Source organism: Kitasatospora sp. NPDC002543, from assembly GCF_053594915.1.
In genome coordinates this window covers 26973-45512 of the sequence record NZ_JBSFWR010000069.1, presented here as the reverse complement: position 1 = coordinate 45512, position 18540 = coordinate 26973, and the positions used below count along the sequence as shown (strand labels likewise).

Genomic DNA, 18540 nt, shown 5'->3' with positions numbered 1-18540 from the left:
CGGTCAACGGCACCGCGCTGAAGACCTACTCCAACGTGGACGCCGCGGCCGGCTACCAGCAGCGCACCTTCGACCTGTCGTCCTACGCGGGCCAGTCCGTCACGCTGAAGTTCGCCGGGACCGAGGACGCCTCGCTCCAGACCAGCTTCGTGGTCGACGACACCTCCATCCAGACCGGCTGACGCCGACACCGCGCGCCCGGTGACCGGGGACCCGTCCGTGGGCCGCCGTTCACCGGGCGCCGTTCACCGGGGGGTCGGCCACCGGGGGCCACCGGCCCGACCGGCCACCCGGGCCGGGCCGAGGGTGCCTCCCTATGCTGTCCGGATGACCAAGCCGATCGAACTGGTGATTTTCGACTGCGACGGTGTCCTGGTGGACACCGAGGTGATCGCGATCCGCGTCCTGCTGCGGCTGGGCCGGGAGCACGGCTGGCCGCTCACCGAGGCGGAGGCGGTCGAGACCTTCGTCGGGCGCACGGAGCAGGCCTGCAACGCGCTGGTCGCCGAGCGGCTCGGGGCGGAGGTGGCGGCCGTGTGGGGCGAGGGCTTCCGCGCCCTGCACGCCGAGGCCGTGGACGCCGGGCTGAGTCCGGTGGACGGCCTGCCGGAGGCGCTGGCCGGGATCACCCTGCCCACCTGCGTCGCGTCCAGCGGCACCCACGAGAAGATGCGCCACACCCTGGGCCGCACCGGCCTCCACGACCACTTCGCGGGGCGGATCTTCAGCGCCACCGAGGTCGGGCGCGGCAAGCCCGCACCCGACCTCTTCCTGCACGCCGCCCGCTCGATGGGCGTCGACCCGGCCGCCTGCGTGGTCGTCGAGGACAGCCGGCCCGGCGTCGAGGCCGCCCGCGCCGCCGGGATGCGGGCGCTCGGCTACGCGGGCGGCGTCACCCCCGCGGATCACCTGGCCGGCCCCGGCACCCTGGTCTTCGACTCCATGCGGGACCTGCCCGGGCTGATCGCGGCGGGCGCGGTCCACCGGGGGTAGCGGCCAATTCGTTTGCCGGTCGCGGACGCGGGTGACAAGGTCGGACACCATGACCTCCCCCGACTCCGCGGCCCCCGCCCGCAAGCTGCACGCCGACGAACTGGACATCGACGAGGCGCTGGTGCGCGGGATGGTCGCCGAGTGCTTCCCGCAGTGGGCCGGCCTGCCGGTCGAGCCGGTGCTGCCGGCCGGGACGAGCAACGCGATGTACCGGCTGGGCGCGGAGCTGGTGGTGCGCGTCCCGCGGATCCCCGGCGTGGTCGAGGAGATCGCCAAGGAGGACGTCTGGCTGCGGCGCCTGGCCCCGCGGCTGCCGGTCCCGGTGCCGGTCCCGGTGGCGGTGGGCGGGCCGGTCGACGGCTGCCCCTGGTCCTGGTCGGTGCTGCGCTGGCTGGAGGGCACCACCCCGGTGCCCGGCCGGATCGCCGAACCCGGGCCGCTGGCCCGGGACTTGGCGGCCTTCGTGACGGCCATGCGCCGGATCGACCCGGCCGGGGCCCCCGCCGCCTACCGCGGCGAGTCGCTGGCGGAGCGTGACGCCCCGACCAGGAAGGCGATCGCGGCGGTGCCGGACCTCGTCGACACCGCCGCCGCGACCGCCGCCTGGGAGCACGCCCTGGCCGCACCCGCGCCCACCGGCCCCCCGGTCTGGCTCCACGGCGACCTCCAGCCCGGCAACCTCCTGGTGGACCCGGCCGGGCGGCTGAGCGCCGTCATCGACTTCGGCTGCTCGGGCCTCGGCGAGCCGGCCGTCGACCTGATCCCCGCCTGGTACGTCCTGCCCGCGGCCGCCCGGGAGGCCTTCCGCGCGGCCGCGGCCCCCGACGACGCGGCCTGGGACCGCGCCCGCGGCTGGGCCCTGTCCGTCGCCCTGCTGGAGGTCGCCTACTACCGGGACAGCGACCCGAGGATGACCTCCATCGCCCGCCACGTCATCGCCGAGGTCCTCGCCGACCACGCGTAACCGACCAGGCGTAACCGACCACGCGCGGCCGGGCACGCGCGGCCGACCACGCGCAGCCGGGGGCGCCGCTCGATCACCGGTCCCGCGCGGCACTCGGACGAGTCGCCCCCGGCGCCGTGACGGCCCGCCCCCTCCTACGGCTTCAGGTACGCCAGCACCGCCAGCACCCGGCGGTTGTCGTCGGCCGAGGCCTCGATGCCCAGCTTGGCGAAGATGCTGGTGGTGTGCTTGGCCACCGCGCTCTCGCTGATGCGCAGGCTGGTCATGATGAAGGCGTTCGAGCGGCCCTCGGCCATCAGTTCGAGGACTTCGTGCTCGCGCGGTGTCAGGTCGGCGGTGGCGCCTCGCGCCTTGCTGCGGGTCAGCAACTTCGTGATCACCTCCGGGTCCATCACGGTGCCGCCGGACACGACGGTACGGGCGGCGTCCATGAACTGGGCGGTGTTGGTCACCCGGTCCTTGAGCAGGTAGCCGACGGCGCCCCGGCCGTCGGCCAGCAGCTCCTGGGCGTAGAGCTGGTCGACGTACTGGGAGAGGACCAGCACCGGCAGGCCGGGCCGGTCGCGGCGGGCCTGGAGGGCGGCCTGGAGGCCGTCGTCGGTGTAGGTGGGCGGCAGCCGGATGTCCACGATCGCGAGGTCCATCTCCTCCTCGCGCAGGGCCCGCTGCAGTTCGGGGCGGTTGTCCACCGAGGCGACCACGTCGCAGCCGTGGTCCCGGAGGGTCCTGATCAGCCAGTCCCGGAGGAGGAACTGGTCTTCGGCAAGGACGACGCGCACGGTATCTCCAGGGTCGCGGTGGTCGGTCCGCCCTGCGGACTGTGCAGGGCGAGGGTTCCGTCGAAGCTGCTCAGCCGGCGTTGGATGCCGCGCAGGCCGCTGCCCTTGGCCGGGTCCGCGCCGCCCCGGCCGTCGTCGGTGACCGTGATCCGCAGTGCGCCGTCCGCGTGCTCCAGGCCGATCCGGACCCGGCCGGCACCGGCGTGCTTGCCCGCGTTGGCCAGCAGCTCCCCGACCGCGAAGTACCCGGCGGACTCGACCGGCGGAGGCAGCCGGCCGGGCAGCGCCACCGCCACGTCCACGTCGAGGAAGCTGTCCAGCGCCAGGGACCGCACCGCGTCGCCCAGGCCCCGGTCCGCGAGCACCGGCGGATGGATGCCGTGCACCAGCTCCCGCAGGTCGCGCAGGGCCCGCTCGGAGGTGGCGCGGACCTGACGCAGCAGCTCGCGGGCGGCGGTCGGATCGGAGTCCAGTTTCCGGGTGGCGTCGTCCAGGGTGAGCCCGAGGGCGACCAGGCGGGCCTGCGCCCCGTCGTGCAGGTCGCGCTCGATCCGGCGCAGCTCGGCGGCCTGGGCGTCCAGCGTGTCGGCCCGGGTTTCCGTCAACTCCGCGATGCGCTGCTCGAGTCGGCTGGTGCGCGGGGCGGCGAGCGCCCGGCGGGTCCACCGGGCGTGCCAGCGCAGGGCGGTCGGCGCGAGCCGGAGCGCGCCGACGGTGAAGGCCGCGCCGAGCAGGGCGGCGGCCAGCATCTCGGCGGTGGAGTGGACGTGCACGAAGGCGTACCAGTTCTGGTCGTCGACCAGCCGCCAGATGAACGGCTGGACGACCGCGCCGAACAGCCCGTAGTAGCCGAGCCAGAGCGGCGTGGCGACCAGCGTGCCGCCGATCCACGGTTCGAGCAGGGTCCAGCGGAGGTCGCGCCAGAAGCCCTCGGTGCTGAGGATTCCGGCGCCGAACGCGGAGTCGGCGGGCCCGGCGGGAGGCGGGTCGGAAGGACCGACCGGCACGCCCGACCACTCGACGGCCCGGAGCCGGTACCGGTCGGTCAGCCGGCGCAGCCGGCGGGCCGCGGACGGCAGCAGGGTGACGCCGATCCGGAGCGGGACGAGGGTGAGCACGCCGATCACCAGGAGGCTGGTCGCGGCGACCGGCAGTGTCGCCAGTGCGAGGAGCTGGCACCGTCCGGCGGCGACCAGGCCGCTGCGGAGGCTACGGAGGCCGCGGAGGCCCTTCTCCCCCCTTGCCATGGCCACCTGTCGATCCGTCATCTCAGTGCGCCCCGTGCGCCGCCGACGCCGTCATCGTAGCCGCCGGCGCCCGGAGCGCCCAGGGCACCGCGGTGAGCAGGCAGGCTCCGGCGAGCGTCACCATGGCGAGTGCGGAGCCTTCGGCCGTGAAGAGCAGCATGCCGAGGTTGACCAGGGTGTGGAAGCCGCCGGCGGTCAGCAGCCGGTTGCTCCGCACCCGTTCCTGGGCCAGCCCCAGCACCACGGACATCGAGACCGTGGCGACGAGGAACCCGCCCGCGTACACCGGCCCCTGCGCGAAGGCCTGCACGTGCCAGCCGGCCCAGGCCAGGCCGACCAGCGCCGAGGCCGGCAGCGGCCCGAACCTGGTCCGCAGCAGCGGCTGGAACAGGCATCGCCACCCGATCTCCTCACCGCAGGCGCCGAGCAACTGGGCCGCGACGATCAGCGCGAAGGGCTCCTTGAGGCTGCGCGGATCGGTGAACGCGGCCCCGCCGTGCGCCAGCGCGTACCCGCCGGCGCTGAGCGCGATGATCACGGGGGCGGTGAGCAGTACCAGCGGGAAGGCGGCGCCGCCGAACCGGGCGCCGGGCGCGGGGCGCCCTCGGCCGCCGGGGCGGCGCCCTCCGGCCGGTCGGCCCGGGAGCGCGCCGCGCAGCAGTTCCCCGGTCCGCGCGGGCCAGAGCAGGGCCACCGTCAGCACCGCCACGGCGGGGCCGAACTGGGTGAGCTGCAGGACTTCGGTGGGGAGTCCGGTGCCGGGCTGGAGCGCCCCGAACAGGCCCGCCGCGAGGAAGGCGACCAGCAGGTACACCCCCGCCTGTGCCCGCCACCGCTGCCTCGGCTCAGCCGTCGCCGCCGTCCTCGCCGCCTTCACCGGCTCGTGTTCCGTCCGCATGCCGCCCACCCCCGGGTGATCGCCGTTCGCCGTCACCGTCGACGATCCCGCTCGGCGCGCCCCCGGGCATTGCGTGTAGCTGTCGACTTCGGGGTGGGTCCAGGCACACCCCCGGGTGCGGACGCGCGGGAGGGGTCAGGGGCGGTCCCGGGGCACCCGGTGCTGCCACTCCCGGGTGAACACCACCGAGCCCGCCTCCAGTGCTCGCAGCTGTACGACGCTGAGGAAGTGCCCGGCGTCGCAGCGCAGTTGGGTGCGGGTCTGGACGGTGACGTCCCAGCCGATGTCGGGCCGTTCGAGCCGGACGGTGCGGTCGGTGCGCGCCTGGGCGCTGAGCGGGGCGCCGGTGAGCACCCGGTAGGCGGTGACGGTGTGTTCGTCGCGGACCAGGCCGTCGGGGTGGGTGCGGGTGCCGTCGTCGGCGGGGGAGAGCTCGGTGCGCCACTCGTGGCGGCCGATGTCGTGCACGGTGAGGTGTTCGGGCCGGGCGGTGAGCGGTTCGGTGAGGTGGATGTCGAGCGGTTCGGGCAGGTCCGGGTCCTCGAAGGTGACGGTCGGGGCGCCGACGTCGGCGGCGAGGTGGCGCACGGGCAGGCTCAGGGTGGAGCGGGACGGGTCGACGCCGTACCCGGTGTCCTCGGCCGGGGGCCACACCCAGGGCCAGTAGACCGAGGAGAGGGCGAGCCGGAGCCGGTGCCCGGCCGGGACGGTCCGGGCGCAGGCCGCGAGCTCGACCTCGGCGTCCGGGCCGTCGGCGGCGAGGACGCCCCGGGTGACGAGCTCCGAGGTGCCGTCCGGGCCGACCGCGCACAGCCGCACCGTGACCTGGGCGGGTGCCGTGTCCTCGCGCAGCCGCAGCCGTACGGTCGGGGCGCCGAGCAGTTCGACGGGTTCGGGCAGCGGCTGGGAGTCGAAGCAGACCGAGCGGCCGTCCTCCTCGCGCTGGTCCGGGGGCCGGTCGACGGGGCGGCCGTGCGGGACGTAGCCGCCGGCGTTGAGGCCGGTGTGCTGCGGGGAGCGGACCTGGACGTACCGGTCGTGGGCGGCGGTGCCGGCGGTGCGCAGCGGCCCGTCCAGGCCGTAGTGGATCTCGCGGACGTCGGGGGAGGGCCAGGCCTCGTCACCGGTCCAGCGGGTGCTGAGCCAGCTGCGCAGGGCGGGTTCCTTGAGGGCGCCGGTGTCGACGCCGCGCAGCCAGTGGTCCCACCAGCGCAGGGTGTCGGGCAGGGCGGCTTCGGGCAGGCCGTGCGGCCAGGGGCCGATCAGGGCGCGCGCGGTCGGGGACTCGGCGAGCAGCCGCAGCACGAAGGAGCAGGACGGGTCGCCCCAGCCGGCCACCGCGAGGGCGGGCACGGACACCGGGACGGTGGACTCGCCGGCCGTGAGCCAGTCGTCGACGGGCGGTCGCAGCGACTCCAGCCGGGCCAGCCAGGCGGCCCGCCAGGCGTCGCCGACGTGTCGCGGGTCCGGTGGCAGGGCGGCGTCGGCCACCAGGGCGGTGAGCCGGGTGTGCAGGTCGGCGGCAAGGACGGCCCCGCCGAGCCGGTGGCCGCCCTCGGGGCAGGCGGTGACCACGGCGCCGACGGTGTCGGGGGTCCGGGCGGCGAGCCGCAGGGCGGTGGTGCCGGCCGTGCCGACGCCGAGCAGGCCGAGCCGGCCGTTGCACCAGGGGCGGAGGGCGAGCCAGGCGGCGACCTCGGCGCCGTCGGCCAGCTCCTGGTCGCCGCCGGGCTCGCCGGGGGTGCCTTCGGAGTTGCCGTGCCCGCGGGTGTCGACCCGGACGGCGGTGTAGCCGTGGCCCGCGTACCAGGGGTGGCGGCGGGCGTCCTCGGCGGCGGTGCGGTCGGTGAGGCGGTCGCCGGAGTACTCCAGCAGGGCGGGGCCGGGTTCGGCGCCGACCGGCCGCCACAGCCGGGCGGCCAGCCGTGTGCCGTCGGGCAGCGGGATGCGCAGGTCCTCGCGGGTGGTGTGGAAGGGGTAGGACGGCATGGCCGCTCCCATCGGTCCCGGGCGCCGGCGTTCCGACTGTGTTCGGTATTCCGACAGTAGGGGAGGGAGCGGCCCTTTTCCTGGTGAACGGATGCCGCCTGGTGAATGGGTGCCGTCCGGTGCGCGGGCGCCGCCCGGTGAGGGTGCCGTCCGGTGCGCGGGCGCCGCCCGGGGACGCCCGCCGGTCAGGCCTTGCTCAGCCAGGCGGTGGCGTTGAGGGCGAGGGCGGCGTCGGTGCCCGCCGGGTCGTCCCAGCCGTTGTACAGGGTGTTGCCGGACTGGCCGGTGCCGTCGTCGATGGGGGAGCTGTCGCCCCAGATGGCGACCCGGCCGGAGCCGAAGGTGCTGGTGACGAAGAACGCGCCGGTGTTGCCGCTGTAGCCGGTCCGGTAGACCAGGCCCTTGACGTTCGGGTTGTCGGCGGGCTTGAGGGTGAAGGTGGTGCCGTTGCGCAGGATCGAGCCGGTGACGGTGCCGAAGGGGCCGTGCAGCACCGGGTCGGTCGGGGCGTTGGCGGCGCGCGGGTTGTCGGTGGTGATGTTGAGCAGGTCGACCGAGAAGCCGAAGGGGTCGTTGTTGTTCACCCCGTTGTTGGTCAGCAGGTCGTTGATGATCTTCGGGGAGTCCCAGCCGTCGTTGTTGCGGTCGCTGTTGATGTGGTCGGAGACCAGGAAGAGGCCGCCGCCGTTCTTCACGAAGTTCATGAGCGCGGTCTTCTCGCTCGCGGAGAACCTCGTGTTGGGCTCCGGGATCACGAAGGTGTCGAAGTTGGCGAGGTCGAGCGCCGCGCCGGTGCCGTAGCTGATGGTGGAGCCGGCCGGGAGGGTCTTCAGGCTGTACTGGCCGGTCTTCTGGAGGGCGACGCCCCAGGCGGACAGGGCGCCGGTCCAGCTCTTCTCGGTGGTGGGGCTGGCGTTCTGGGCGAGCGGGTCGGGCTGGCTGGTGCTGATGATCCAGTCGGCGTTGCCCGCGGTCTCGGCCTTGCTGTTGTCGAACAGCACCCGGTGCGGGGCGGTGGCCGCGGCGGCCCTGGTGGTGGGGGTGGCGGGGGCGGGCGCGGCGGTGGCGGCGGGGACGGTGAGTCCGGCCGTGAGCAGCGCCGTGCCGGCCAGGGCGGCAGCGGTTCGAATACGGATCGTCATGAGCCGTTCCTCCGTGGGGAGTTGAGGTGCCGGCGCGCAGGTTTTCGCGCGTAGAACGGGAGTATCCGCGCGTAGAGCGCGAGGTGAAAGACCTGCGAGGTTACGAGGCCTTGTACGGGTCGTGACGATCTCCGGGAGGCGCGCGGAAAGCGTGTGGAAACGGCGCGCACGCCGCGCGGAAGCGGTGCGTGAGCGGGGGGAGACGAATCCGTAATTGCACATGACTTGCAACTGCTCGCACCGAGGCGGAAAGATGGCCCAGCTTCGACCGCACTGCCGAAAGGACACGACGATGACCGCCCCCCGATGGCGCGACCGACTCACCCGTGAGGAGTGGATCCGCCTGGCCGGAATGGGCGGCTTCATCCTCGCGCTGCACGTCATCGGCTGGTTCACCCTGCTCGCGCTGGTCGAGCCGGAGCACTACGACGTCGGCGGCCAGGTGTTCGGCGCCGGCATGGGCCTGACCGCCTACACCCTCGGCATGCGGCACGCCTTCGACGCGGACCACATCGCGGCCATCGACAACACCACCCGCAAGCTGATGGGCCAGGGCAAGCGGCCGCTGTCGGTCGGCTTCTGGTTCTCGCTCGGGCACTCCTCGATCGTCTTCGGCCTCTGCGCCCTGCTGGCCTTCGGCATCCGCTCGCTGGCCGGCCAGCTGGAGTCCGACGACTCGACGCTGCACGAGATGACCGGCCTGATCGGCGTCACCGTCTCCGGCACCTTCCTGCTGCTGCTCGGCCTGATCAACCTGGGCGCCTTCAACGGCATCCTCAAGGTCTTCCGCCGGATGCGCCACGGCGACTACGACGAGGCGGAGCTGGAGCGCCAGCTGGAGCGGCGCGGGCTGATGAACCGCATCCTCGGCAGGGTCACCCGGGCCGTCACCAAGCCCTGGCACATGTACCCGGTCGGCCTGCTGTTCGGCCTGGGCTTCGACACCGCGACCGAGGTGTCCCTGCTGGTGCTGGCGGGCGGCGCGGCGGCCTTCTCGCTGCCCTGGTACGCGCTGCTCACCCTGCCGGTGCTGTTCGCGGCCGGGATGAGCCTGCTGGACACCATCGACGGCTCGTTCATGAACTTCGCGTACGAGTGGGCCTTCTCCAAGCCGGTCCGCAAGATCTACTACAACCTGACCGTCACCGGGCTCTCGGTGCTGGTCGCGCTGGTGATCGGCTCGATCGAGCTGATCGGCCTGCTCGGCGAGAAACTGGACATCACCAGCGGACCGGTCGCCTGGATCGGCGGGCTGGACCTCAACTTCGTGGGCTACGCGATCGTCGGACTGTTCGTGCTCACCTGGGCGGCCGCGATCGCCTACTGGAAGTTCGGCAACGTCGAGGAGAAGTGGTCGGCCGGGCTGGCCGCGGGGGCGTCCGCCCCCGCGAAGTCCGAATAGCGAGCGCGACGAACCGAGGGGCCGGTGACCGGGGTCGGGTCACCGGCCCCTCGGGGCTTTCCGGGGCCGCGCGTCCTCCCGGGCCCGCGCGGGCCGGTGCGCGGCGGCCGGGACCGCGCCGGCGCTACTTCAGGGCGGCGAGCACCGCCTGCGCCATCACCCGCTCGCCGGTCGCGTTCGGGTGGAACGGCACCGCGGGCGAGCCGGGCAGCGCGCCCTCGATCCAGCGGTCGTCCGAGCAGACGTCGTGCCCGAGGGTCGGCGTCGCGGTGTCCACGTAGGTCGCGCCGTTCGCGGCCGCGGTGGACTCCAGGGCGGCGTTCAGCTTGTCGAGCACGCCGTGCATGTACTCCACGTCGCCCGGGGTCACCGGCTGGCGCAGGACGCACCGCGACCCGTCGGCGGGCAGCACCGAGGGGTAGCCGACCAGCAGCACCCGGGCGCCGGGCGCCTTGGCGTGGACGCGCCGGAGGGTGTCGGCCAGCTGCGGGGCGATGGTGGTGCGGATCCGCTCGGCCAGGTCGTCGGTGCCGTACTGCCAGGACATCGTGCTCCAGTCCCAGTGGCCGTGGTGGTAGACGTCCTTGCAGGGCGTGCCGAGCGGGTTGACCACGGCGCCGGCGCTGCAGGTGGCGACCAGTTCTCCGAGGCCGAGGTCGCTCGCCGCGAGGTCGTTGCCGCCGATCCCGAGGGTGACCAGGTCGGTGTCGGCGGTCACCGCGTCCAGCTGCGGGTCGTTGACCCTGATGAAGGCGTCGTACTGGGGCTGGGTCATCGCCTTGATCTTGGCGGCGGAGCAGGTGACGTCGGTGTACGTGCCCGCCTTGAGGGCGTCGGCGACCAGGTGGCCGTAGTTGCGGTCGGAGCGCAGGCACAGGCCGGCCGACTGGCCCGGCACGCCGGCGCCGGCGGCGTAGGAGTCGCCCAGCGCCACGTAGTGCTTCGGTGCCGGGGCGGCGGCCTGGGCGGCGGTGGAGGTGAGCGCGAGCGCGGCGCCGAGGGCGACCGCGGCGAGGGCGGTGGAATTCCGGAGGTGCCGGGATTTCCGGGCAGGGCGGAGCACGGTTCCTCCTGGGGGGAGAGAAACGACGGGTGGGGGTCGTGCCGGGCCGGGCCGTGGCTACTCGCAGGTAAGTTACTGCCGGATTTCCCGGACGTCCATGGTGTGCGCGGAAATCGCCGACATTCCGTCAGGCGGATGCCGGGCGGCATTTCGCATTTCGCCCGCCGGTGGGCCGCGCGGCTCCTCGCGCGGCTTCACACGGCTCTCCGTACGACTCTTCGTGCGACTCTTAGTGCGACTCTTCGCGGCAATTCCGAAACGGCCCGGAGCGGAATTCGGGTCGGCGCTCCCCGCCCGCCGGTTGACCGGACGTCACCACCGGCCGCAGTATCGGGCGCACAGCGGCGGCGCGTCCCGGACGCGCCGCCACCGCGAGCCGCGACGGAGGACTGCGCATGGCCCTGGACGCCGACGTCATCGTCATCGGGGCGGGCCTCGCGGGCCTCGCCGCCACCGCCGAACTCGCCGACGCCGGACGGAAGGTGATCCTGCTCGACCAGGAGCCCGCGACCGGACTCGGCGGCCAGGCGCACTGGTCCTTCGGCGGCCTCTTCCTGGTCGACTCGCCCGAGCAGCGCCGGATGCGGATCCGCGACTCGCACGCCCTCGCCCGCCAGGACTGGTTCGGCACGGCCGGCTTCGACCGGCCCGAGGACGCCTGGCCGCGCCGCTGGGCCGAGGCGTACGTGGACTTCGCGGCGGGCGAGAAGCGCGCCTGGCTGCACGGCATGGGCGTGCGGTTCTTCCCGGTGGTCGGCTGGGCCGAGCGCGGCGGCCTCCTCGCCGACGGGCCCGGCAACTCGGTGCCGCGCTTCCACATCACCTGGGGCACCGGGCCGGGGCTGCTGGAGCCCTTCGTCCGGAGGGTCCGCGCGGCCGCCGCGCGCGGCCTGGTGGACCTGCGCTTCCGGCACCGGGTCACCGGGCTGTCCGCCACCGCGGGCGCCGTCGACACCGTCACCGGCGAGGTGCTGGTGCCGAGCCCGGCGGGCCGGGGCGAGGCCAGTTCGCGCGAGGTGGCCGGGGGCTTCGAGCTGCGCGCCCAGGCCGTGGTCGTCACCTCCGGCGGCATCGGCGGCAACCACGACCTGGTCCGCAAGGCCTGGCCGGCCCGGCTGGGCACCCCGCCCGCCAAGCTGCTCTCCGGGGTGCCCGCGCACGTCGACGGACTGATGCTGGAGATCGCCGGCCGGGCCGGGGCCAGCCTGATCAACGGCGACCGGATGTGGCACTACACCGAGGGCATCGAGAACTGGGACCCGATCTGGGCCCGGCACGGCATACGCATCCTGCCCGGCCCGTCCTCGCTCTGGCTGAACGCGCGCGGCGAGCGGCTGCCCGTCCCGCTGTTCCCCGGCTTCGACACCCTCGGGACGCTCGAACACATCATGTCCACCGGGTACGAGTACACCTGGTTCGTGCTGAACCAGCGCATCATCGAGAAGGAGTTCACCCTCTCCGGCTCCGAGCAGAACCCCGACCTGACCGGGAGGTCGGTGCGCGGCGTGCTCGGCCGGGCGCTGCCCGGCGCCCCCGCCCCGGTCCGGGGCCACCTGCGGCACGGGCGGGACTTCGTGGTCGCGGGCAACCTCGCCGACCTCGCCCGGGGCATGAACGCCAAGGCCGGCCGGCCGTTGATCGACCCGGACGGGCTGCGCCGCACCGTCGAGGAGCGCGACCGGCAGCTGGCCAACCCCTTCACCAAGGACCTCCAGGTCACCGCGATCCACGGCGCCCGCCGCTACCTCGGCGACCGGCTCGTCCGCACCGCGGCCCCGCACCGCATCCTCGACCCGGCCGCCGCCCCGCTGATCTCCGTCCGGCTGAACATCCTGACCCGCAAGTCGCTGGGCGGACTGGAGACCGACCTGGACTCCCGGGTGCTGCGGCCGGACGGCGAGGTGCTGCCGGGCGTGTACGCGGCCGGCGAGGCGGCCGGGTTCGGCGGCGGGGGAGTGCACGGGTACCGCTCGCTGGAGGGGACGTTCCTGGGCGGCTGCCTGTTCTCGGGGCGCACGGCCGGCCGGGCGGCGGCGCGCGCGGTCGGGTAGCGCGGGCGCGCGCCGAGGCCGGACGGCGGGCCGTGCGGGCGCGTCGGGGAGGGCCGCGCGGGGCCCACGACCCGGTGCGCCCCCTCCCCCGTGGGGGGCGCACCGGCACGGCCTGTCCAAGCCTCCCGCGCTCCGTCGGCCGGGACTATCCACTTCCGGCCCCGGGCGGCGGATCTTTCCGGACAGTCCGCCGCCGGGCCCGGGCCAGGTCGTCGGGCCCGGGCCGGACGTGCCGGCCCCGGGCCGAAGCGGCGGGCGGAGGTCAGGAGTTGCGGCCGAGGGTCTGCGAGGGCGAGCGCCCGTAGGCGCGCCGGTAGTCCGCGCTGAACCGGCCGAGGTGGGTGAAGCCCCAGCGGCAGGCGACCTCGGTCACCGTGCCGTGGGCCCGGCCGTCGGCGATGGCGAGCAGGTCGTGGTGGGCGCGGTCGAGCCGCACGCGCCGCAGGTAGGCCAGCGGCGTGGTGTCCAGGTGGCGCCGGAAGCCCTCCCGCAGGGTGCGCAGGCTGACCCGGGCGGCGAGGGCGATGTCGGCGACGGAGAGCGCCTCGCCGGCGTGCTCCGCGCAGTAGTCGGCGGCCCGGCGCAGTGGGCCGGGCAGCGGGGCCCGGCCGCGGTCGGGCTGTGTCCGGCTCAGTGAGTGGGGCTGGGCGTCCAGCAGGGTGTCGACCAGCAGCCGTTCGAACTGCCGCATGCCCAGCGGGGACCGGCGGCCCAGCTCCGAGACGCAGAACGCGCGGAAGGCGTCGGCCAGTCGGAGCCAGTCCCGGACGGCCGGGTCGGCCGGGTCGAGGACGGGCGTGAAGTGCAGCTGGTCCTGCGGCAGGTCGCCGAGCCGTACGGCGAGCGCCTCCTCCACGGACTCCCGGGACATCGCCAGCGCCCCGTTCAGGGCCTCGGCGTCCCACTCCATGGTGACCCGGTCCCCGGGCCCGGCCACGGACAGCGCGGACGGCAGCTCGGTGCCGTTGCTGACGACCCGGCCGCCCCCGGCGTACGGCAGGATGACGTTGTAGAAGTCCGGGAGGTCCCCGGTGCTCAGGTGCACCGGCGCCCCGTACCCGAGGTCGTAGAGCGCGACCGGGCCCTCGTGGAACGAGCGGAACCGGCCCGGGAGCCGCTGTTCGCCCCGCACCGTCAGCCGGTGCGGGGCCAGCCGGGCGCCCACCACGTGGCGGAGCTCCTCGATGCTGTTCCCCTCGTAGAGCGAGACCGGACCGGTCCCGGCTCCTGGCGGCGCCGTTCCGGCGGTTCCCGGTGCGGCTTCGGTGGTTCTCGGTGCTGTTCCGGTGGTTCTCGGCTCCGCTTCGGTGGCCACGGATGTCCCCCTGCCCGTGAGAGTGACCCGCGCTTCCCCCCTTGTCGGCGCGGAGTCGTGCGCATCCTAAGCGAAGGGAGGGGCTCCTGTTGAGAGTCTTGTCATACCGGGATCCGACCCGCGGCCGGGGTGGTGGTGGGGTGCCGGGTACAGTGCGGAGGCCGGTGCGCAGGGAGCCGTCGGCCAGGAGGGGTCAGGAGAACCGATGAGCCGCCGAGACCGCGACGGTGCCCGGGTCCGCGAACGGGGCGCCGGCGCCCCGGTGACCGTCACGGTCTGCCGGGGCTGCTGCTGCGGCACCGAGGCGAAGCACCCCGGGGTGGACCACGCGGGCCAGTACGAGCGGCTGCGGACGGCGGTGGGCTCGGCGGGCCGGGTCCGGGCGGTCAAGTGCCTGGACGTGTGCACCCAGTCCAACGTGGTGGTGGTCGGCCCCTCCGCGGAGGGCCGGGCGGCGGGCGGCCGGCCGGTGTGGCTGGGCTTCGTGCTGATGGACGAGATGATCGACGACATCGCCGCCTGGGTGCGCGCGGGCGGTCCGGGTCTCGCCGATCCGCCGGGGCTGCTCGACCTCCAGCTGATCTCGGTCTCCCGGCGGGTCCGCGAGGGCCTGCCGGAGTGAGGGCGCGAGGGCCTGCCGGAGTGAGGCCGCGGGGGCCCGCCGGAGCGGGGCCGCACCCCGGAGGTACTGGCTGATCGTCAGATCACGGCCGCCGACGACGGACCCGGGTCCGCCCCGGGGCCTTCCCCACTACCATGACCGGTGGCGTCGGGCCGTTCCGGACGCCGCCCAGCCGTTTCCGCGTTCCGCGCGAGGGAGAAGCCGATGACGACGGTCTGCCGCATCTGCGCGGGCACCGGCCGGACCGCCGGACTCAGCTGCCGGACCTGCCAGGGCACCGGAACCACCGAGGTGGGCGGCGGGGGCGGCAACTGCTTCCTCTGCGACGGCACCGGGGTGTACGTGCGCTACCGGGTGGACGCGACCGGCGCCAAGCACGCCTACCGGGACGAGATCTGCCGCACCTGCGACGGCACCGGCAACCGGACCGCGACCCAGTGGGACGAGCCCTCCGGCTGACCCTCCGGCCCCGGCCGGCCGTCCGCGGGGGCGGCCGGACACCGCCTCGTCCGTGGGGCCGCCGGGGGCCATGATGCGGCGTCACGACGGTACGGGCACGTCCTTTACCGAATCATGGTCGAACATTGGCGTTCGAATGGGGGGTACGCTGCGACCCGTTCACCCGGCGTCCGTGCGCGATCAACGCGCCGCTGAAAGAGTCCCGCGCATGGATATCCCCAACATGGGCGTGCCGGCCAAGCTTGCCGACCGCATGAGCATGGCCGAGCAGCACGAGTACCTGCGGGCCCGTTTCTCCCGCCGCCGGATGCTGCGCGCCGGCGCCGTGACGGTGGGCGCCGTCGCCGTCGGTGGCGCGCTGGGCGGCGGGACGGCCTTCGCCGCCCCGGCCGGTCCGCAGCTGCTGACCGGTGGCACGACGAGCGGTGTCGACGGTTCGCTGGTCGCGCCGATCGGCCGTCACCTCCAGTTCGGCCCGGAGCCGGACACCCAGTTCCGCGTCTCCTGGCAGGTCCCGGCCCCGGTCAAGAAGCCGTTCCTGCGCTTCGGCAGGACCCCGTGGGAGCTGAGCCACAAGGTCCAGGCCGAGGTCCGCGCCCTGCACACCCCGGCGCTGACCCCGAACAGCCAGCCGGTGGACCAGTACTACCTGCACGTGGCGCTGGAGGACCTGCGCCCCGACACCACCTACTACTACGGTGTCGGCCACGAGGGCTTCGACCCGGCCTCGCAGCAGCGGATCTCCACCCTGCACACCTTCCGCACCGCGCCGTCCCGCGACCACCGCTGGGGCAAGGTGTACGAGCCGTTCACCTTCACCGCCTTCGGCGACCAGGGCGTCAGCTCGCACGCGGCCGGCAACGACCACATCATCAAGGCCCAGAACCCGGCCTTCCACCTGCACGCCGGCGACATCTGCTACGCCGACCCGGCCGGTTCCGGCACCGACCCGGACAAGTCCGTCTTCAACGCGAAGACCTGGGACGACTTCCTGGTGCAGACCGAGACGGTCGCCGCCGACATCCCGTGGATGGTCGCGTACGGCAACCACGACATCGAGGCCTGGTACTCGCCGAACGGCTACGGCGGCGAGAACGCCCGCTTCTTCCTGCCGAACAACGGCCCGGACCCGCGCAGCGTCCCCGGCGTCTACACCTTCCGCTACAAGAACGTCGGCGTCATCTCGCTGGACGCCAACGACGTCTCCTACGAGATCCCGGCGAACCTGGGCATCTCGGCGAACAAGCAGACCAAGTGGCTGGAGCGCACCCTCAAGGACCTGCGCAACGACGAGACCGTCGACTTCGTCGTGGTCTTCTTCCACCACTGCGCCTTCTCCACCACCGTCGCGCACGCCTCCGAGGGCGGTGTCCGCGAGGCCTGGGTGCCGCTGTTCGAGAAGTACCGGGTGGACCTGGTCATCAACGGCCACAACCACATCTACGAGCGCACCGACGCGATCCTCGGCAACAAGGTCTCGAAGCAGGTGCCGAGCGGCGCCACCATCGAGCCGGCCAAGGACGGCGTGGTCTACGTCACCGCGGGTGCGGCCGGCCGCAGCCTGTACAAGTTCGACGTGCCGGACACCTACGAGGGGCACGAGAACCACCAGGACGAGGTGAAGACCTACTACTGGAGCAAGGGCAAGGTGAAGACCCCCGAGACCATCCAGTGGTCGCGGGTGCGCTACACCGGCTACTCCTTCATCAAGGTCGACGTCACCCCGAAGCAGCTGGGCCAGAAGTCGGTCATGAAGGTCACCGCGCTGGCCGAGGACGGCACGCAGATCGACAACTACACGATCCTGCGCAAGGTCGGCGAGGGCTGGGACTCGGACCGCGACGACGACGGCCAGGGCGGCGGCTGGGGCTGGTAGGACACGCCCCTGGTAGGGCACGCCCCTGATGGGACGACGCCCGTGGTGGGACGAGTCCCTGGTCCCGTAGGGCCGGTGGGGCCCCGGCGCCGGAGGTCCGGTGCCGGGGCCCCGGTGCGTTCGGAGCCGGGTCAGCGCCGGGGGCCGTACATGATCACGCCCACCCCGGCCAGGCAGATCAGCGCGCCCAGCACGTCGTAGCGGGTCGGCCGGAAGCCGTCCACGGCCATGCCCCACAGCAGTGAGCCGGCCACGAACACCCCGCCGTACGCGGCCAGCACCCGGCCGAAGTCGCTGTCCGGCTGCAGGGCGGCGACGAAGCCGTACGCGCCGAGCACCACCACGCCCAGCCCGGCGAGCCACCACGGCCGTTGCTCGCGCACGCTCTGCCAGATCAGCCAGCAGCCGCCGATCTCGGCGAGCGCGGCGAGGGCGAACAGGGCGATGGAGCGCAGGACGGTCATGGCCGCCCAGCCTACGTGCCTCAGGTCTGGCGGTAGGTGGCGAGGAATCGCCCGATCCGGTTGATGGCCGTCTCCAGGTCGTCGGCCCGGGGCAGGGTGACGAAGCGGAAGTGGTCCGGGCGGGGCCAGTTGAAGCCGGTGCCCTGGACGACGTGGATCTTCTCGCGCAGCAGCAGGTCCAGCACGAACCGCTCGTCGTCGACGATCCGGTGCACGGCCGGGTCCAGCCTGGCGAAGGCGTAGAGCGCGCCCTTGGGCTTGACGCAGCTGACGCCGGGGATCTCGTTGAGCGCCTTGACGGCGATGTCGCGCTGTTCGGTGAGCCGGCCGGAGGGCAGTACCAGGTCGTTGATGGACTGGTGGCCGCCGAGCGCCGCCTGCACGGCGTACTGGGCGGGGACGTTGGGGCACAGCCGCATGCCGGAGAGCATGGTCAGGCCCTCCAGGTAGTCGGTGGCGTGCTGCTTGGGGCCGGAGACGACCAGCCAGCCGCTGCGGAAGCCGGCCACCCGGTAGGACTTGGAGAGGCCGTTGAAGGTGAGGGTCAGCACGTCGTCGGCCAGGGCGGCCAGGCAGTGGTGCTCGGCGCCGTCGTAGAGGATCTTGTCGTAGATCTCGTCGGCCAGCACCATCAGGTGGTGGCGGCGGGCCAGGTCGAGGATGCCCTCCAGCAGTTCCTTCGGGTAGACCGCGCCGGTGGGGTTGTTGGGGTTGATGACGACGATCGCCCTGGTGCGGGCGGTGATCTTGGCGGCGATGTCGTCCAGGTCCGGGTACCACTCGGCCTCTTCGTCGCACAGGTAGTGCACGGCCTTGCCGCCGGCCAGCCGGACCGCGGCCGTCCAGAGCGGGTAGTCGGGCATCGGCACGAGCACTTCGTCGCCGTCGTCCACCAGCGCGGTGACGGCCATCTGGATCAGCTCGGAGACGCCGTTGCCGAGGTAGACGTCATTGACGGTGACGCCCTGGACCCCGCGCTGCTGGTAGTACTGCACCACCGCCCGGCGGGCCGGCAGGATGCCGCGCGAGTCGCTGTAGCCGTGCGCCCGGGGCAGGTTGCGGATGATGTCCTGGATGATCTCCTCGGGCGCCTCGAAGCCGAACGGGGCGGGGTTGCCGGTGTTCAGCCGCAGCACGCTGTGCCCGGCCTCCTCCAGGGCGTTGGCCTGGTCGACCACCGGGCCCCGGATCTCGTAGCACACGTCATTGAGCTTGCTGGACTGTCGAAACTCCATCTGCGGCCTCCCGACCGTCACCACCGCTCCGTTGCTTCAGC

The 18540-nt window shown here is 73.7% G+C and carries 15 protein-coding genes and 2 pseudogenes; 8 read left to right on the top strand and 9 right to left on the bottom strand.

What is annotated here, in order from left to right:
* From ACWD4P_RS25800 to ACWD4P_RS25790, 3 genes and pseudogenes are all read left to right on the top strand, one after another.
* Positions 1-182 (top strand): annotated as a pseudogene (locus ACWD4P_RS25800) (putative Ig domain-containing protein); the annotation flags it as partial.
* Between the two features lie 145 nt (positions 183-327).
* Positions 328-993, top strand: a complete 666-nt coding sequence (locus tag ACWD4P_RS25795; protein WP_359825827.1) for an HAD family hydrolase — start codon at positions 328-330, stop codon at positions 991-993.
* A 49-nt stretch (positions 994-1042) separates the two neighbouring features.
* Complete coding sequence (locus tag ACWD4P_RS25790; RefSeq protein WP_449781197.1) at positions 1043-1957, top strand: aminoglycoside phosphotransferase family protein; 915 nt, start codon at positions 1043-1045, stop codon at positions 1955-1957.
* A 134-nt stretch (positions 1958-2091) separates the two neighbouring features.
* Here ACWD4P_RS25790 and ACWD4P_RS25785 read toward each other — a convergent pair whose 3' ends face one another.
* The 5 genes and pseudogenes from ACWD4P_RS25785 to ACWD4P_RS25765 all read right to left on the bottom strand — a co-directional run.
* The gene (locus tag ACWD4P_RS25785; protein ID WP_359825822.1) at positions 2092-2736 is read right to left on the bottom strand and encodes a response regulator transcription factor; all 645 of its coding nucleotides are present in this window, start codon (positions 2734-2736) and stop codon (positions 2092-2094) included.
* Complete coding sequence (locus ACWD4P_RS25780) at positions 2688-3983, bottom strand: histidine kinase (protein ID WP_449781196.1); 1296 nt, start codon at positions 3981-3983, stop codon at positions 2688-2690. Before ACWD4P_RS25780 ends, ACWD4P_RS25785 begins: the two co-directional genes overlap by 49 nt.
* 22 nt (positions 3984-4005) lie before the next feature.
* Positions 4006-4881, bottom strand: coding sequence for a CPBP family intramembrane glutamic endopeptidase (locus ACWD4P_RS25775; protein ID WP_449781195.1), 876 nt, complete (start codon positions 4879-4881; stop codon positions 4006-4008).
* Positions 4882-5016: 135 nt separating this feature from the next.
* Positions 5017-6870, bottom strand: a complete 1854-nt coding sequence (locus tag ACWD4P_RS25770; RefSeq protein ID WP_449781194.1) for a CocE/NonD family hydrolase — start codon at positions 6868-6870, stop codon at positions 5017-5019.
* 188 nt (positions 6871-7058) lie between these two features.
* Positions 7059-8012, bottom strand: a pseudogene (locus ACWD4P_RS25765) (hydrolase); the annotation flags it as partial.
* Positions 8013-8304: 292 nt separating this feature from the next.
* On the opposite strand from ACWD4P_RS25765, the gene ACWD4P_RS25760 reads away from it, so the two are divergent.
* Positions 8305-9414: a Nickel transporter NicT gene (locus ACWD4P_RS25760; protein ID WP_359825813.1), complete on the top strand. Its 1110-nt coding sequence runs from the start codon at positions 8305-8307 to the stop codon at positions 9412-9414.
* A gap of 124 nt (positions 9415-9538) precedes the next feature.
* On the opposite strand, the gene ACWD4P_RS25755 is transcribed toward ACWD4P_RS25760, so the two are convergent.
* Positions 9539-10477 (bottom strand): SGNH/GDSL hydrolase family protein, encoded by a 939-nt coding sequence (locus ACWD4P_RS25755; RefSeq protein ID WP_449781193.1) that lies wholly within the window; start codon positions 10475-10477, stop codon positions 9539-9541.
* Positions 10478-10872: 395 nt separating this feature from the next.
* Here ACWD4P_RS25755 and ACWD4P_RS25750 point away from each other — a divergent pair, with 395 nt between their 5' ends.
* Positions 10873-12528, top strand: a complete 1656-nt coding sequence (locus ACWD4P_RS25750) for an FAD-binding dehydrogenase (RefSeq protein WP_449781192.1) — start codon at positions 10873-10875, stop codon at positions 12526-12528.
* A gap of 262 nt (positions 12529-12790) precedes the next feature.
* Here the strand turns inward: ACWD4P_RS25750 and ACWD4P_RS25745 are convergent, their stop codons facing one another.
* On the bottom strand, positions 12791-13843 hold the full coding sequence (locus ACWD4P_RS25745; protein ID WP_359825806.1) for an AraC family transcriptional regulator: 1053 nt from the start codon (positions 13841-13843) through the stop codon (positions 12791-12793).
* Positions 13844-14048: 205 nt separating this feature from the next.
* Between ACWD4P_RS25745 and ACWD4P_RS25740 the strand changes: the two genes are divergently transcribed.
* The 3 genes from ACWD4P_RS25740 to ACWD4P_RS25730 all read left to right on the top strand — a co-directional run bounded on the left by ACWD4P_RS25740 (position 14049) and on the right by ACWD4P_RS25730 (position 16800).
* Positions 14049-14465: a (2Fe-2S) ferredoxin domain-containing protein gene (locus ACWD4P_RS25740; RefSeq protein WP_359825804.1), complete on the top strand. Its 417-nt coding sequence runs from the start codon at positions 14049-14051 to the stop codon at positions 14463-14465.
* A 204-nt stretch (positions 14466-14669) separates the two neighbouring features.
* The gene (locus tag ACWD4P_RS25735; protein WP_359825802.1) at positions 14670-14924 is read left to right on the top strand and encodes a hypothetical protein; all 255 of its coding nucleotides are present in this window, start codon (positions 14670-14672) and stop codon (positions 14922-14924) included.
* 208 nt (positions 14925-15132) lie between these two features.
* Positions 15133-16800, top strand: coding sequence for a purple acid phosphatase family protein (locus tag ACWD4P_RS25730; RefSeq protein ID WP_449781191.1), 1668 nt, complete (start codon positions 15133-15135; stop codon positions 16798-16800).
* A gap of 131 nt (positions 16801-16931) precedes the next feature.
* On the opposite strand, the gene ACWD4P_RS25725 is transcribed toward ACWD4P_RS25730, so the two are convergent.
* On the bottom strand, positions 16932-17264 hold the full coding sequence (locus ACWD4P_RS25725; RefSeq protein WP_359825797.1) for a YnfA family protein: 333 nt from the start codon (positions 17262-17264) through the stop codon (positions 16932-16934).
* A gap of 20 nt (positions 17265-17284) precedes the next feature.
* Entirely contained in the window at positions 17285-18499 is a 1215-nt protein-coding gene (locus tag ACWD4P_RS25720; protein WP_359825795.1) for a pyridoxal phosphate-dependent aminotransferase, read from the bottom strand.
* Between the last annotated feature and the right edge of the window lie 41 nt (positions 18500-18540).